Source organism: Streptomyces sp. 142MFCol3.1, assembly GCF_000424945.1.
Taxonomy (GTDB): Bacteria; Actinomycetota; Actinomycetes; order Streptomycetales; family Streptomycetaceae; genus Streptomyces; species Streptomyces siamensis.
The window spans coordinates 96,190-111,372 of record NZ_AUKV01000015.1 but is presented as its reverse complement, the minus strand read 5'-3'; the positions used below and the strand labels follow the sequence as shown (position 1 = coordinate 111,372).

Below are 15,183 nucleotides of genomic sequence, written 5' to 3'. Positions count from 1 at the left end.
TCAGGCCTCGGTCGACTCGGACTCGGCCTTGGCCTCGTCCTTCTTCTCAGCCTTCTTCTTCTGGGTGATGGCCTCACCCTTGCCCTCGTCCTCGCCGCCCAGGGCGTCGAAGGACGGGCGCGTGGCCTTCGGCTCGGCGACGAGCAGCGGAGCCGGGGCCGGCAGGCCCTTGAACTTCTGCCAGTCGCCGGTCAGCTTCAGGATGGCGAGCACGGGCTCGGTCGGCTGCGCGCCGACACCCAGCCAGTACTGCGCGCGGTCCGAGTCGACCTCGATGCGCGAGGGGTTCTGCACCGGGTGGTACAGACCGATCTCCTCGATGGCCCGGCCGTCACGGCGGGTACGGGAGTCGGCGACGACGATGCGGTAGTGAGGCGAACGGATCTTGCCCAGACGCTTCAGCTTGATCTTGACTGCCACGGAAGTGGTGTCTCCTGGTCTTGACGTGGTTGGGCACGGCGAGATGGCCGCGTGGGGTTGCGGTACCCGAGTGCCCGATGGACGCGTCAGCCGGAGGAGAGAGGGGTCCTGTGCGGCTGTCGAGTACAGCTAGCCATTGTGCCACATCCCGGCGGGTCGCCTTCACCCGCGGGGTGCGCGCGGCCATGGCTCATAGGCACCCGGCGCCGGCCCCCGGGCGCCCGTCACGCCGCCCGGCGCCCGATGGTGCCGCCGTCCTGGATGGCTGAGCACGGCTGCCACGAGCAGCCGTGCTCTCAGGACGCCGCCGCGCCCACCACTTCGGGGATCCGGAAGGGCTTGCCGCACCCTCCGCACACGATCGGCGCCTGGGCCAGCACCGACGGGACGACGCGCACATTGCGGCCGCAGTCGCACACGGCCTTGACGCGGACGCCTCCTCCGGAGGAGCCGTGGCGCGCGGCCGGACCGCGGAACGACCGTGCGCTGTCGGCGGCGGTCGCGGCCGAGTGCGCCTTCAGCGCGCGCTGGAGCCGCTCGATGGTCGGGCGGTACCGGCGCTTCGCCTCGGGGTTGAGCGTGACCAGGGAGAAGCCGCTGCTGGGATGCGGTTCCTCGGGGTGGTCGAGACCCAACTCCTCGGCGATCGCGAGGAACCTGCGGTTGTGATATCGGCCGGCGCGCGAGGTGTCGCGGACTCCGCGGGCGGCGGCGATGCCGTGGACTGCTTCGTGAAGCAGTCGTTCGAAGGAGAGTTCGTGCCCGCAGGCGGACGACGACTCCCCGATCAGGGACTCTGGCGCGGCAAGATCGGGCAGCTCGGGGTGGTGCCGCTGAATGTCGGCCCACGCCCCTGCCAGCTCTGCGGCGAGAACAGGTGGTGTCGTGCTCACGTCGTGACAACGAGCCGGGGTGCCTCTGTGTTCCTATTCCGGGGCATCCCAAATAATTTGCACGTACCCGTCAGTTGCCGCTGATGTGTCCTGACGAGGGCGGGTGCGCTGATCTGCGGAGAAGCCTCACAGCTCGTACCAAGGCGGTACGTAGAGGCACGTACGCCCCGGCGCGTAGACGGGGTCGGCGCGCCGGGGCACCTGGAGTCAGCAGATGCGCAAGAGGCCTTTCGGTCGGCCTGGGACCTACTCAGTAAGCGCGCGCCACGACGGCGACGTTACCCGGTGCGTCGTCGGCATCGGGCACCGACCCGTCCTCGGCGACCAGACACCGTACGGTCACGGAGTGCTCGGCGAGCTTGGCCTCACCCTCTTCGCCGAGGTCGGCCCAGGGGAGGCGGGCCCAGCCGCCCGCGGCGGCCGCCTCGACGGCCTCCTCGGCAGTCGTCACGTCCGACGTGCGGGACTCGCGGCGCTCGCGCGACTGCCTCAGCAGCAGCGCCTGGTCCTCTTCGAGGACCGTGGGGAGCAGACCAGTCAGGGCGTCGATGGCGACCGGCTCCTTGCCGCCGGGGATGCGGCGGGCGAGCATCGCGGTGCCGTTCTCCAGGTCACGGGGCCCGACCTCGATGCGGACGGGTACGCCCTTGAGTTCCCAGTCGACGGCGCGGCGGCCGAAGGGGGTGTCCGTGCGGTCGTCCACCTGGACGCGTACGCCCGCCGCCTTGAGCCGGTCGCCGATCTCGCGGACCTTGGCCAGAACCGCCTCGTCCCCCTTGATCGCGAGGACGACGGCCTGCACGGGGGCGAGCCGCGGGGGCACCCGCAACCCGTTGTCATCGCCGTGCGACATGATCAGGCCACCCACCATGCGGGTCGAGGACCCCCAGGAGGTCTGCCAGACGAGCTCCTGCTTGCCCTCCTTGGACAGGTACTGGGTGTTGAACGCCTTGGCGAAGTTCTGGCCGAGCTCGTGGCTGGTGCCCATCTGGAGGGCCTTGCCGTCGCCCATCATCCCTTCGAGCGTGAGGGTGTTGATGGCGCCGGCGAACCGCTCGCTCGCCGTCTTCCGGCCGAGGACGACGTCGATGCCGAGGACGTTCACCATGAAGTCGGCGTACACCTCGCGGTGGATGTACGCGGCGTAGTCCCGGGCGTCCTCGTAGGTGGCGTGGGCGGTGTGGCCCTCCTGCCAGAGGAATTCAGTCGTACGGAGGAACACGCGCGGGCGCATCTCCCAACGCACCACGTTGGCCCACTGGTTGATCAGCAGCGGCAGGTCGCGGTAGCTCTGCACCCACTTGGAGAAGTAGTCGTTGATGATCGTCTCGGAGGTGGGGCGGACGACGACCGGCTCCTCCAGCTCCTTGCCGCCGCCGTGCGTGACGACAGCGAGCTCCGGGGCGAAGCCCTCGACGTGCTCGGCCTCCTTCGTCAGGTACGACTGCGGGATGAAGAGCGGGAAGTACGCGTTCGAGGCACCCGCTTCCTTGATGCGGGCGTCCATCTCCTGCTGCATCCGTTCCCACAGCCCGTACCCGTACGGCCGGATGACCATGGTGCCGCGCACCGGGCCGTTGTCGGCCAGCTCGGCCTTGTTGATCAGGTCCTGGTACCAGCGGGGGAAGTCGTCCGCCCGGGGCGTGAGAACGGGTGCCTTTGCCATGCGGCGATCGTACGGGCCCACGTTGCCGGAATGTGAATTCTCGCGGCGGGCGCGGTCGGTGGACAAGCCGGGCCCTCCGACCCCTGGACGCCGGGACGAGCGCGGAGTTACCTGACATACGGGGGGAGTGCGAGCGCACTGCACGGGGGGCGGCGAAACAGGCAAGGCGGCAACTCTCGGCGGATTGGGGCGCTTTCGATGACACCTACGCTCGTGCGGCAGCGACTGCCTCACGCGGGTCCATCGCCTCGCGTGGACCTGCGTGCACGCGCGCGTGACTGGGCCGAGATCCAGGAGCGGATGCTGGTGCCGCTCTACGAGGCCGTCTACGAAAGACTGGAAGTGGGCCGTGGGACACGGCTGCTGGGACTGGGGTGCGGATCGGGACTCGCGCTGCTGATGGCGGCGGCGCGTGGTGCGACGGTGACCGGTGTCGACTCCGGGTCGCCCGAGCTGACGGCCCTGGCGCGTGAGCGGCTCCTGCCGGAGGGACGGCGCACGCGCGCGCGTGCGGGCACCCGGCTGGTGGACGGCTCCCCCGAGGACGCGGCCGTCGCCGCGGGGGCGCCGGCGTACAACCTGGTGACCGCCTTCGAGCCGGTCGGATGCGCGGCCGGGGACTCCGAGGCGCTCGGCGCACTGCTCGGCCGGGCGGCACCGCTCGCGGAGCGGGGGACGCCCGTGGTCCTCGTGGGATGGGGGCCGCCGGAGCGCTGCGCCACCTCGGGCGTGCTGCGGATCGCCGCCAAGCTGGCCGATCCCCTGCCGGGGGCGGGGAACTGGCGGGCGGCCCGACGTGACGACCTGGAGGACGTCGCCCAGTGGGCCGGGCTGCGGCCGGACGGATCGGGGCGGGTCGCCTGCCCCTTCGGGTACGCCGGCGTGGACAGCGCGGTGCGGGGACTGGTCTCGACGGGGCGGTTCGACGCGGCGGTCGAGGCCACCGACCGGGCACAGGTCGACAAGGAGCTCGCCGAGGCGCTGCACCCGCATCTGCGGCAGGACGGCACGGTGTGGATGCCGAACGTCTTCCGGTACCTGATCGCCCGCACGGCCTGAACGGGCACCGGACCGCTACGTCTCCTTCGTCGGACGGGTGATGCCCGAGGCCCGGTAGGCGTCCGCCTCCTCCAGGGTCTCGTTCGCGAGGAGGGCCTCGGCCGGCGCGTCGAGTCGGCCGCGGTGGCCGCGGAGCTCGCGGCAGACCTCCTCGTAGCGCTCGTCGACGATGCGGCGCGTCTCCCCGTCGATCACGTCGAGGGTGCGGGGTGCCGCGGCGAGCCCGCAGGCCCGCTGGGTGTCGGTCGGGAGAGCGGACGAACGGCCGACCCGGTCGCTCATGCCCCACCGGGCGACCGTGCCGCGGGCGAAGTTCGTGACCTGCTCCAGGTCGTTCTCCGCGCCCGCGGAGACCACTCCGCAGACGACCTGCTCGGCGCCCGTGCCGCCGAGGGCTCCGATGATGCGGCCGCGGAGGTACTCCTCCCTGTACGCGTACGGTTCCGACTCCGGGGTGGAGGGCGTGACGCCGAGGGCGCGGCCACGCGGGACGAGGGTGATCTCGCGGCCCGTGTCGGCTCCGCTTCGGGCGGGCCCGGCACCCGGGCCTGTCCCCCGCTCCGGCACACGCCGAGGGCGCCCCTTCGCAAAGGGGCGCCCTCGATGACGTACGCCGCGGCCGGCCCGGTGCGGGCCGACGGCCGGGGACTTTCCCGAGCCGTCAGCCCATGAACTTCTTGAACTCGTCCGGGAGCTCGAAGTCCTTGCCGCCCTGCTGCGGCAGGCCGAAGGCGCCGCCCGGCTGCGCGCCCGCCTCGCGGCGCGCGGCGGCCTCTTCCTCCTGCTGCTTGCGCTTCATCGGGTTGCCGGAGCGCTGCTTGCCCTTGGCCTGCTTCGCCTTCTTCTTGGTGCGGCCGGGGCCGCCACCCATGCCCGGCATCCCGGGCATACCCGGCATGCCACCGCCCTGGGCCATGCGGGACATCATCTTGCGGGCCTCGAAGAAGCGCTCGACCAGGCCCTTGACGGCGCTGACCTCGACGCCGGAGCCCTTGGCGATACGGGCGCGGCGCGAGCCGTTGATGATCGTCGGCTCCTGGCGCTCGGCCGGGGTCATCGACTTGATGATCGCGGCAGTGCGGTCGACGTCGCGCTCGTCGAGGTTGTTGATCTGGTCCTTGATCTGGCCCATGCCGGGGAGCATGCCGAGCAGCTTGCTGATGCTGCCCATCTTCCGGACCTGCTCCATCTGGGCCAGGAAGTCGTCCAGGGTGAAGTCCTGGCCCTTCTTGGACGCCAGCTTGGAGGCCATCTTCTCGGCCTCTTCCTGGCTGAACGTCTTCTCCGCCTGCTCGATCAGGGTGAGCAGGTCACCCATGTCGAGGATGCGGGAGGCCATCCGGTCAGGGTGGAAGGCGTCGAAGTCGTCGAGCTTCTCGCCGTTCGACGCGAACATGATCGGCTTGCCGGTGACCGAGGCGATGGAGAGGGCCGCGCCGCCTCGCGCGTCACCGTCGAGCTTCGACAGGACCACGCCGTCGAAGCCGACGCCGTCACGGAAGGCCTCGGCGGTGTTGACCGCGTCCTGGCCGATCATCGCGTCGACGACGAAGAGGATCTCGTCCGGCGAGACCGCGTCACGGATGTCAGCGGCCTGCTGCATCATGTCCTGGTCGATGCCGAGGCGGCCCGCGGTGTCCACGATCACGATGTCGTGGACCTTGGTCTTCGCGAACTCCATGGAGTCCTTGGCGACCTTGACCGGGTCACCGACGCCGTTGCCCGGCTCGGGCGCGTAGACCGCGACGCCGGCGCGCTCGGCCACGACGCTGAGCTGGTTCACCGCGTTCGGGCGCTGGAGGTCGGCGGCGACGAGCAGCGGCGAGTGGCCCTGGTCCTTCAGGTGCTTGCCGAGCTTGCCCGCGAGGGTCGTCTTACCGGCACCCTGCAGACCCGCGAGCATGATCACGGTGGGCGGGTTCTTGGCGAACCTGAGGCGGCGGGTCTCGCCGCCCAGGATCGTGACGAGTTCATCGTTCACGATCTTGAGAACCTGCTGGGCCGGGTTCAGCGCCTTGGAGACCTCGGCGCCGAGCGCGCGCTCCTTTACGTTCTTGATGAAGGTCCGCACGACCGGCAGGGCCACATCGGCCTCGAGGAGCGCGATACGGATCTCGCGTGCGGTGGCGTCGATGTCGGCTTCGGACAGTCGGCCCTTGCCCCGCAGGTTCTTGAACGTCGCTGAGAGGCGATCGGAGAGAGTATCGAACACGGCGCTCGTCGGTCCTCAGGGGTCGGGGGCGAAGGGAATCGCCCTCCAGGGTATCCGGCCGCGTGCGGTGCGGTCTCCACCGCGTTCGTACGAGACCGGGACGGCCCAGGACAACGGGCCTCGATCCGGCCCGGCGGGGCGCCCCACCGGGCCGGCGCCGGGCGCGCCGACCACGCCGGGTACACGGCCGTGCACATCCGCGGAACATGGCCGGGCCCACCCGCCGGAACCAGCTCTCAGGCTCGGCGGCCCCACCCGCGGACGGGCTCAGGCCCGACCCGGCACACCGGCCGGGGTGGGCTCAGGCGGACTCACCCGCCGGGCAGGGCCCAGGCTCAAGCGGGCACCCCACCGGGCCGGGCTCCGGGCCGTGCTCCGGGCCGTGCTCCGGGCCGGGCTCCGGGCCGGGCTCCGGGCCGGGCTCACGCCCGCAGCGCCTCCTCCAGGGCGCGGGCCACCGCGGCGGCCTCCTCCCCGGGGAGGGGCGCTCCCTTCGTGCCGGTCACGTAGAAGGCGTCCACGGCGTTCGCGCCGAGCGTGGAGACGTGCATGCTCCGCACCCGGACCCCCGCGTCCTCCAGGGCCCTGCCGAGGCGGTGCAGCAGCCCGGGTGCGTCGTGGGCGCGGACCTCGATGACCGTGGCGTGCCGGGAGGCTGCGGGGGCGACCGTCACCCGGGGCGGCGGCGCGATCGTCCCCCGGCGCCGCGGGTAGGCGGCGTCGCGCTCGGCGAGGCGGGCCGCGATGTCGAGGGAGCCGTCCAGGGCGCGGACGAGGTCGGCGCGCAGCCGGGCGGCCTGGGGCAGCGACCCGTACTCGGCGGCGACCCGCCAGTCGAGCAGTAGTACCGAGCCCTGGACCTCCTCGGGCAGATCCAGTGCGCGCAGTCCCGCGGTGCGCACGGTCAGCCGGTGCATGGCGAGCACGCCGGCGACCGCGGGAAGCACGCCGGGCTGGTCGGGCACCGCGATGAGGAGCTCCACGCCCAGTGGCTCGGGATCGTCCGCGGCTGTGTCGGCCTCGGCCGGTTCCGTCTGCGCGCGCAGCGCCAGAACCGGGCCGCCGGTCCGGAACGCCTCGATCGCGAGACGTTCCTGCTCCGCCGTGGGCGCCGCGGCCTCGGGCTCCTCGGGATCGTCCCCCGCGAGCACCGCCGAGACCCGTTTGACCAGGTCGGCCACGAGGGAGCCGCGCCAGGACGACCAGGCGGCGGGCCCGGTGGCGAGCGCGTCTGCCTCGGTGAGGGCGTGCAGCAGCTCCAGGGTGCCCTGGGAGCCGACGGCCTCGGCGACCGAGCGGACGGTGGCCGGGTCCTCCAGATCGCGCCGGGTGGCGGTGTCGACGAGGAGCAGGTGGTGGCGTACGAGAGTGGCGAGGACCCCCACGTCCGTGCGGTCGAAGCCGATCCTGGTGGCCACGTCGCGCGCGATGATCTCGCCGGCCACGGAGTGGTCGCCGGGCCAGCCCTTGCCGATGTCGTGCAGCAGGGCGGCGACGAGCAGCAGGTCGGGGCGGCCGACGCGCCGGGTGAGCTCGGAGGCCCGTACCGCCGTCTCGATGAGATGGCGGTCGACGGTCCAGATGTGCACGGCGTTGCGCTGCGGCCGGCAGCGCACCCGCTCCCAGTCGGGCAGCAGCCGGGTGATCAGACCTTCCGCCTCCAGTGCCTCCCAGACCTCGATGGTCGGGCGGCCCGAGCCGAGGAGGGTGACGAGCTGCTCGCGCGCCTCCGCGGGCCAGGGGGTGGGCAGGGGGCGTGCGACGGCCGCCATGCGCCGCACGGCGTGCAGCGACAGCGGAATTCCGGCCTGCGCCGCGGCCGCCGCCGCCCGCAGCGGGAGCACGGGGTCGCGCTCCGGGCGTGCGGCACGGGCGAGCACCGCCTCGCCGTCCTGCTCGACCACGCCCTCCGCGAGGGGCGAGCGCTCGGCGACCGGCTTGCCGCCGCCGAGCATGGCGCGCAGACGCGGACGTACGGCTCGCGAGCGCAGCACACGCCCGACCTCGCGCCAGGTCACGTCGCTGGCGTACGAGATGACCCGGGCGGACTCGTACACCTCGCGCAGCAGGGTGTCGGCGTCCAGCAGCCCGAGCTCCGCGGCGACCTGGTCCTGCTCCTGGAGCGAGAGGCGGTCGGTGGCGCGTCCGGTGGTGAGGTGGAGCGCGTCGCGGACGTCGAGGAGGCGCCTGCGCGCGTCGGCGAGGCCTTCGCGGGGCGCGTCGGCGAGCCAGGAGGCGGCGACGGCGCGCAGGGCGGTGGCATCGCGCAGCCCGCCGCGCGCTTCCTTCAGGTCCGGTTCGAGGAGGTACTGGAGCTCGCCCTGGCGTTCGGCACGTTCGGCGCACAGCTCCTGGAGCTCGGGGAGGCGTTTGGGTGCCTGGTTGCGCCAGTCGGCGAGCACGGCCGTGCGCAGTCCGGCGGTCAGGCCGAGGTCGCCCGCGATGTGCCGGGCGTCCAGCAGGCCGAGCTGCACCTTGAGGTCCTCGCCCGCGGTCTTGCGGGCCTCCGCGGGGGTGCGCACGGAGTGGTCGAGGGCGATGCCCAGGTCCCAGACGGGGTACCAGACGCGGTCGGCGAGCGCGGCGACGCCGCCGGGGTCGCTGCCGTCGTGCAGGAGCAGCAGGTCGAGGTCGCTGCGCGGGGAGAGCTCTCCGCGGCCGTAGCCGCCGACGGCGACGAGGGAGACACCGCGCAGTCCCTCGGAGCCGGCCGTGAACAGGCCGGTGAGCCAGTCGTCGGTCAGTTCGGCGAGGGCCGTACGGCGCGGCGGCCCGGACCGCGCCCCCTCCTGGAGGAGGCGCAGCCGGGCCGCCGCGTAGCCGCTGGGTCCCGAGTCCTCTGCTTCCGCACGCACGTCCGTACTCGTCACCCAGCGACTCCTGTCCTCGTGCTGATCAGAGCGCGTCCGGGCCGCGCTCGCCGGTCCGTACCCGGACTGCCGTGTCGACCGGGATGGACCAGACCTTGCCGTCACCGATCTTGCCGGTCCGGGCCGCCTTGACGACGACCTCGATGAGCTGTTCGGCGTCGTCGTCCTCGGCCAGCACCTCGATGCGGATCTTGGGGACGAGGTCGACGGTGTACTCGGCACCGCGGTAGACCTCGGTGTGGCCCCTCTGACGACCGTAGCCGCTGGCTTCGGTGACCGTCAGTCCGTGTACTCCGAAGGCCTGGAGGGCCTCCTTGATCTCGTCGAGCCGGTGGGGCTTCACGACGGCGGTGATGAGCTTCATGCGTCCACCTTCTTCGTCTGCGCGTCGGCGACCGGGGTCGGGACCGCGGTCCGGGCCGCGCCGCCACCGGCGCCGCTGAAGTCGTATGCGGTCTCGGCGTGCTCGGCCTGGTCGATGCCCGCGATCTCCTCGTCCTCGGTGACCCGCATGCCGATCGTCTTGTCGATCAGGAAGGCGAGGATCGCGGAGGCGACGAGGGAGTAGCCGAGGACGGCGAAGACACCGGCGCACTGCTTCCAGAACTGGTCGAGTCCGCCGCCGTAGAACAGGCCCTTGACGTCGGACTGGCCGCCGCCGCTGGCGAAGAAGCCGATGAGCAGGGAGCCGATGACACCGCCGACGAGGTGGACGCCGACGACGTCGAGGGAGTCGTCGTAGTTGAACCTGTACTTGAGACCGACGGCCATGGCGCACAGCACACCGGCGATGGCGCCGACGGCGATCGCGCCGAGCGGGGAGACCGCGCCGCCGGACGGGGTGATCGCGACCAGGCCCGCGACCGCGCCGGAGGCGGCACCCAGGGTGGTGAACGCGCCGTGCCGGATCTTCTCGTAGGCGAGCCAGGCGAGCATGGCGGCGGCGGTGGCGATCTGCGTGTTGACGAACATCAGCGCGCCGACGCCGTCGTCGTTGCCGAGCCACGAGCCGGCGTTGAAGCCGAACCAGCCGAACCACAGCAGACCGCAGCCGAGCATGACCAGCGGGAGGCTGTGCGGGCGCATCGGGTCCTTCTTGAAGCCGACGCGCTTGCCGATGACGAGGATGACGCCGAGTGCGGCCGCACCCGCGTTGATGTGGACCGCCGTACCACCCGCGAAGTCGATCACGCCGAGGTCGAAGGCCCAGCCGCCGGTGCCCCAGACCCAGTGCGCGACCGGGAAGTACACGACCGTGGCCCACAGCGCGATGAACAGGGACCAGGCGGTGAACTTCACGCGGTCCGCGAGGGCGCCGCTTATCAGGGCGGGCGTGATGATCGCGAACATCAGCTGGAAGACGGCGAAGACATAGATCGGGATGGTGTAGCCGTCCCAGAGCTCCATCTTGCCGATGCCGCTGAATCCGACGAAGTCGGAGGTCCAGCCGACGAGGGAGCCCTTGTCGGTGCCGAAGGCGACCGAGAAGCCGTACAGCACCCACAGGATGGTGACGATCCCCATGCTGATGAAGCTCATCATCAGCATGTTCAGGGTGCTCTTGACGCGGACCATGCCTCCGTAGAAGAAGGCGAGTCCGGGTGTCATGATCAGCACCAGGGCGGAACAGATGAGCATGAACCCTGTGTTGGCGGCAGACAGCTTGGGTGCCTCTGCGGCAAGGGTGATGGCTGGTGCCATCGGCGTCTCCTCGTCGTTGGTACGGCCCCGTGCGGGCGAAGCCTGAGTGGTCGTGAGGGGTGGGCCGGTTATGCGCCATGAGATTGGCGCAGCGCGGTTTCGGTCGAAGCCCCTCGATGTTTCGCCGCAGTGACGAAGAGGTCCTGTGTGTTACGCGTCCATGAACTGCCTGCTGCCGGGCCGAGCGATCGTTATCGTGGCGCAACCTTCTTCGAAGGCAAAAGAACCGGCCACGGCGGGTCGTCCGATGACCTGGCATGGGGGAGCCGAGTCGGGCAGTTCGGGACGACCGGCCGTGGCCGGGGTACTGGGCGGGGCCGCTGCCGCGACCCCGGGTCAGACCGCCTCTGCGGTCTCGGGCAGGTCGATGGCCAGCTGGTCGGTGAGGTCGATGACCTCGGCGAGGTCCCCGTAGTCGCGGATCGCGGCGTCGACCGTCTTTCGGATACGAGTGTTCACGCGCTCGGAGCGCACCTTCTTGGCGATCTTCATGGCGTCCCTGGCCAGCGCCACGCTCCGCTCGGGCTCGCGCTGCAGCAGGTGCACGGTGGCCAGGCCGACGAGGTTGAGCGCGAACGAGCGCTGGTGCTCGGAGTCCTTGGCGAAGCGGTCGACGGCCTCCTGCATCAGGGGCTCGGCCAGGGACGCGTACGTGGGGCTGCGGCCGGCCACGTACGCGAGGTCGCGGTAGGAGTGGGAGTTCTCCCCGTACAGCTCGGCCTTCGAGAAGAAGCGGATCCAGTCGGGGTCCGGGTCGTCCCACTCGTCGACGTCGCAGAAGGTGTCCTCGGCCATCCGCACGGCCCGCTTGCACTTTCCGGGCTGGCCCATGTTGGCGTAGGCGCGGGCCTCCATCGCATACAGCATCGACTGGGTGCGCGGGCTCGCGCAGTCACGGCTGCCGTACTGCGCGAGGTGGATGAGCTCGATGGCGTCCTCGGGCCGCCCGAGGTGGATCATCTGGCGGCTCATGCTGGACAGGATGTACGCGCCGAGCGGCTTGTCGCCCGCTTCCTTCGCGGCGTGCAGCGCGAGCACGAAGTACTTCTGCGCGGTGGGCTGGAGTCCCACGTCGTAGCTCATCCAGCCCGCCAGCTCGGCCAGTTCGGCGGCGACCTTGAACAGACGCTTGTTGGTCACGGCGGGCTGGGGCTCCTGGAGCAGGTCCGTCACCTCGTGCAGCTGGCCGACCACGGCCTTGCGGCGCAGACCGCCGCCGCACTTCGCGTCCCACTGGCGGAACATCACCGTGGTGGACTCCAGCAGGTCCAGCTCCGGCTTGGAGAGCCGGCCGCCGCGGCGTGCCGATGCCGGGGGCTCGGGCTCCTCGTGGGGTGCGGCGGGGGTGGGGACGAGCCAGCGCTGCATCGGCTCGATCAGGGCCGGTCCGGCGGACAGCGACAGCGAGCTGCCGAGGAAGCCGCGGCGCGCCAGCATCAGGTCGCTGCGCGAGTACTCACTGATCAGGGCCACCGTCTGCGGGCCCGTCCAGGGCAGGTCGACGCCGGACACGGACGGTGACTGGTGGGCGGCCCGCAGGCCGAGGTCCTCGACGGCGACGACGCAGCCGAAGCGCTCGGAGAACAGCTCGGACAGGATGCGCGGGATCGGCTCGCGCGGGTTCTCCCCGTCCAGCCAGCGCCGCACCCGCGAGGTGTCCGTGGAGATGTGGCTGGCCCCCAACTGGCGGGCCCTGCGGTTCACTTGACGTGCGAGTTCGCCCTTGGACCAGCCGCTGCGCACGAACCATGAGCCGAGCAGCTCATTGGGGCGCTTGTCAGCGTTCGTACTGCTTCCGCCGTTGCCGCCCACTGGAACGCCCCCATCCCTGAGACCACTTGTACGCTGCGTGCGCCAAGCCCTATCAGAATGCCGGTAAATACGGCCGCTCGTCCCGTAGTTCTCACCCTTCGAACGGGAAGCCGACTTGCCCTTGGCATACCCACGAGTGCACACGCCCCCAGGACTCGTGTACTCAAAGTAATCCTACGATCACTGCTCCAGCCATGGCGATCCATGAAACGCCACCATTCGCCACCCCTTCGAATGAACTCCGTGTGGCCTGCGCGCGATTCACTTGACAGAGGAAAAGCAGGGGTGGGTGGAGCGGTGTACGCCGGGGCGCGCGGAACCGAGAACACCACCCGGTGCACCACAACGCGCCACCTGGACCGGGCGGCACGGGGAAGTCGGGAACAGAGGGTCACATTCCGATACCTCCACGTAACCACTGGTGCGTCGGACCCGTTGGAGGGGGCATGGGCTTCACGATCGGCAGCAGCCGGGGGTTGCGCGAAATCCGGCCCGGCACGCGGCGCCGCGGCCGCTCGTCGGAGTGCACCGCCGTGGCCGAGTTCACCGGACTGTGGGGCTGGGACGCGGTCCCGGGCGCCCGTGCCGCCACGGGGACGTGTTCGTGCGGCAAGGCGGACTGCGTGGCCCCGGGTGCGCACCCCCTGGACTTCGCCCCCACCGTCCCGGCCGGCGCCACGCTCGACGAGGTCTCCGAGGTCTGGGCCGACTTCCCCGGCGCCGCGGTGATGCTGCCGGTCGGCCGCTCCTTCGACGTGATCGAGGTCGCCGAGCCCGCCGGGCGCCGCGCACTCGCCCGCCTGGAACGGATGGGCCTCCCGCTCGGCCCGGTGACGGCGACGCCGGACGGCCGCGCGCACTACTTCGTCGCCCCGGGTGCCGCCGCCGAGCTGCCCGAGCTGCTCTACCGGATGGGATGGGACGATCCGTCACTGGACCTGCGCGGTCTGGGCCCGGGCTCCTTCATCACGGCGCCGCCCTCCGACCGCGGCGGCCTCGGCCCCGTGCGCTGGCTGCGCTCCCCCGCCCTCGACTCGGCGACCCGGCCGCCGCAGGCCCGGCTGCTCCTGGGCACGCTGGCGTACGTGGCGCACCGTTCGCGCGTCTAGGAAGTGTCGGTCCGGGTCCCCCGGGGCCGCGGTGATCCGATCGACTCCCCCGGCCCTCCCCGCCACGGGGCCGCATGACGAAGCGCCCGCTCCCAACTGCACTTGGGGGCGGGCGCTTCTCTTCGACGACGGGACGGCCGCGCTCCCGCGGCCCGGGCGTGCTCCGCAGGACAGACCCTCGGCCGGGGGTGGTCTCACTCGCCGATGAGCGCGTCCACGAACGCCTCGGGCTCGAACGGCGCCAGGTCGTCCGCGCCCTCGCCGAGACCCACCAGCTTGACGGGCACGCCCAGCTCGCGCTGCACGGCGATGACGATGCCACCCTTGGCGGTGCCGTCCAGCTTGGTCAGCACGATGCCGGTGATGTCGACGACCTCGGCGAAGACGCGCGCCTGGACCAGACCGTTCTGGCCGGTGGTCGCGTCGAGGACGAGCAGCACCTCGTCGAGCGGGGCGTGCTTCTCGACGACACGCTTGACCTTGCCGAGCTCGTCCATGAGGCCGGTCTTGGTGTGGAGCCGGCCGGCGGTGTCGATGAGGACGACGTCGGCGCCCTCCTCGATGCCCTCCTTGACCGCGTCGAAGGCGATCGAGGCGGGGTCGCCGCCCTCGGGGCCGCGCACGGTGCGGGCACCCACACGCTCGCCCCAGGTCTGCAGCTGGTCGGCGGCGGCGGCACGGAAGGTGTCGGCGGCGCCCAGCACGACGCTCTTGCCGTCGGCGACGAGCACGCGCGCGAGCTTTCCGGTGGTGGTGGTCTTACCGGTGCCGTTGACACCGACGACCATGACGATGCCCGGGGTGTCGAGGTTCGAGTCGGTCTTGACCGCGCGGTCGAACTCGGGGACGAGGAGCTGGAGCAGCTCCTCGCGCAGCAGGCCGCGCAGCTCGTCCGGCGTCCGGGTGCCGAGCACCTTCACGCGCTCGCGCAGCCGCTCGACCAGTTCCTGGGTGGGCTGCACGCCGACATCGGCGGTGAGGAGGGTGTCCTCGATCTCCTCCCAGGTCTCCTCGTCGAGGTGCTCGCGGGAGAGCAGCGTGAGCAGCCCCTTGCCGAGCGCGTTCTGCGAACGGGAGAGCCGGGCGCGCAGGCGCACCAGGCGCCCGGCGGTCGGCTCCGGGATCTCGACGGCGGGCGCCTCGGTGGGGAGGGGTTCCTCGACGACGACCGGCGCGGCGGCCGGGCCCTCGAGAAGATCCACCTCCTCGATCGTGCGGCGCTCTTCGTCGTGCGGGGCCTCGGCCTCGTCGCCGACGTGCGGCTCGGCCGGAGGGGCGGTGATGTCGGGGGCGGCCGGGGGCGGCGGGGGCAGCTGCTTGCGCCTGCGGCTGCCGATGACGAGCCCGCCGAGCGCGCCGATCACGACCACGGCGATGACTACAGCAAGGATGACGGTTTCCATAACCCACCCAGTATCGGCCATGGCCCTCACGGGAACCC

The 15,183-nt window shown here is 71.6% G+C and carries 11 protein-coding genes and 1 pseudogene; 2 read left to right on the top strand and 10 right to left on the bottom strand.

Features of this window, described 5'->3' with window-relative positions; all coding sequences use genetic code 11:
• From rpsP to proS, 3 genes are all read right to left on the bottom strand, one after another.
• Positions 1-420: a 30S ribosomal protein S16 gene (gene rpsP, locus H305_RS0122935; RefSeq protein ID WP_028802449.1), complete on the bottom strand. Its 420-nt coding sequence runs from the start codon at positions 418-420 to the stop codon at positions 1-3.
• Positions 421-716: 296 nt separating this feature from the next.
• Positions 717-1,313: a hypothetical protein gene (locus H305_RS0122930; RefSeq protein WP_028802448.1), complete on the bottom strand. Its 597-nt coding sequence runs from the start codon at positions 1,311-1,313 to the stop codon at positions 717-719.
• Positions 1,314-1,563: 250 nt separating this feature from the next.
• Positions 1,564-2,979, bottom strand: a complete 1,416-nt coding sequence (gene proS, locus H305_RS0122925) for a proline--tRNA ligase (RefSeq protein ID WP_028802447.1) — start codon at positions 2,977-2,979, stop codon at positions 1,564-1,566.
• Between the two features lie 252 nt (positions 2,980-3,231).
• Here proS and H305_RS0122920 point away from each other — a divergent pair, with 252 nt between their 5' ends.
• Positions 3,232-4,038, top strand: coding sequence for a methyltransferase type 11 (locus H305_RS0122920; RefSeq protein WP_028802446.1), 807 nt, complete (start codon positions 3,232-3,234; stop codon positions 4,036-4,038).
• A 15-nt stretch (positions 4,039-4,053) separates the two neighbouring features.
• Here H305_RS0122920 and H305_RS0122915 read toward each other — a convergent pair.
• The 6 genes and pseudogenes from H305_RS0122915 to H305_RS0122890 all read right to left on the bottom strand — a co-directional run.
• A pseudogene (locus H305_RS0122915) lies at positions 4,054-4,575 on the bottom strand (cell division protein FtsH); the annotation flags it as partial.
• A gap of 124 nt (positions 4,576-4,699) precedes the next feature.
• The gene (ffh, locus tag H305_RS0122910; RefSeq protein WP_028802444.1) at positions 4,700-6,250 is read right to left on the bottom strand and encodes a signal recognition particle protein; all 1,551 of its coding nucleotides are present in this window, start codon (positions 6,248-6,250) and stop codon (positions 4,700-4,702) included.
• Between the two features lie 422 nt (positions 6,251-6,672).
• Positions 6,673-9,120 carry a [protein-PII] uridylyltransferase gene (locus tag H305_RS0122905; RefSeq protein WP_028802443.1) on the bottom strand — a complete coding sequence of 816 codons (2,448 nt, stop codon included), beginning with the start codon at positions 9,118-9,120 and terminating at the stop codon, positions 6,673-6,675.
• Positions 9,121-9,145: 25 nt separating this feature from the next.
• A complete protein-coding gene (locus H305_RS0122900; RefSeq protein ID WP_028802442.1) occupies positions 9,146-9,484 on the bottom strand; it encodes a P-II family nitrogen regulator in 339 nt (112 codons plus the stop codon).
• Complete coding sequence (locus H305_RS0122895; protein ID WP_028802441.1) at positions 9,481-10,821, bottom strand: ammonium transporter; 1,341 nt, start codon at positions 10,819-10,821, stop codon at positions 9,481-9,483. The genes H305_RS0122900 and H305_RS0122895 overlap by 4 nt, the downstream gene beginning before the upstream one ends.
• Positions 10,822-11,157: 336 nt before the next feature.
• Positions 11,158-12,633, bottom strand: a complete 1,476-nt coding sequence (locus H305_RS0122890; protein ID WP_028802440.1) for a hypothetical protein — start codon at positions 12,631-12,633, stop codon at positions 11,158-11,160.
• Between the two features lie 446 nt (positions 12,634-13,079).
• On the opposite strand from H305_RS0122890, the gene H305_RS0122885 reads away from it, so the two are divergent.
• Entirely contained in the window at positions 13,080-13,742 is a 663-nt protein-coding gene (locus H305_RS0122885) for a bifunctional DNA primase/polymerase (RefSeq protein WP_028802439.1), read from the top strand.
• Positions 13,743-13,936: 194 nt separating this feature from the next.
• Here the strand turns inward: H305_RS0122885 and ftsY are convergent, their stop codons facing one another.
• Complete coding sequence (ftsY, locus tag H305_RS0122880) at positions 13,937-15,145, bottom strand: signal recognition particle-docking protein FtsY (RefSeq protein WP_028802438.1); 1,209 nt, start codon at positions 15,143-15,145, stop codon at positions 13,937-13,939.
• Positions 15,146-15,183: the final 38 nt, after the last annotated feature.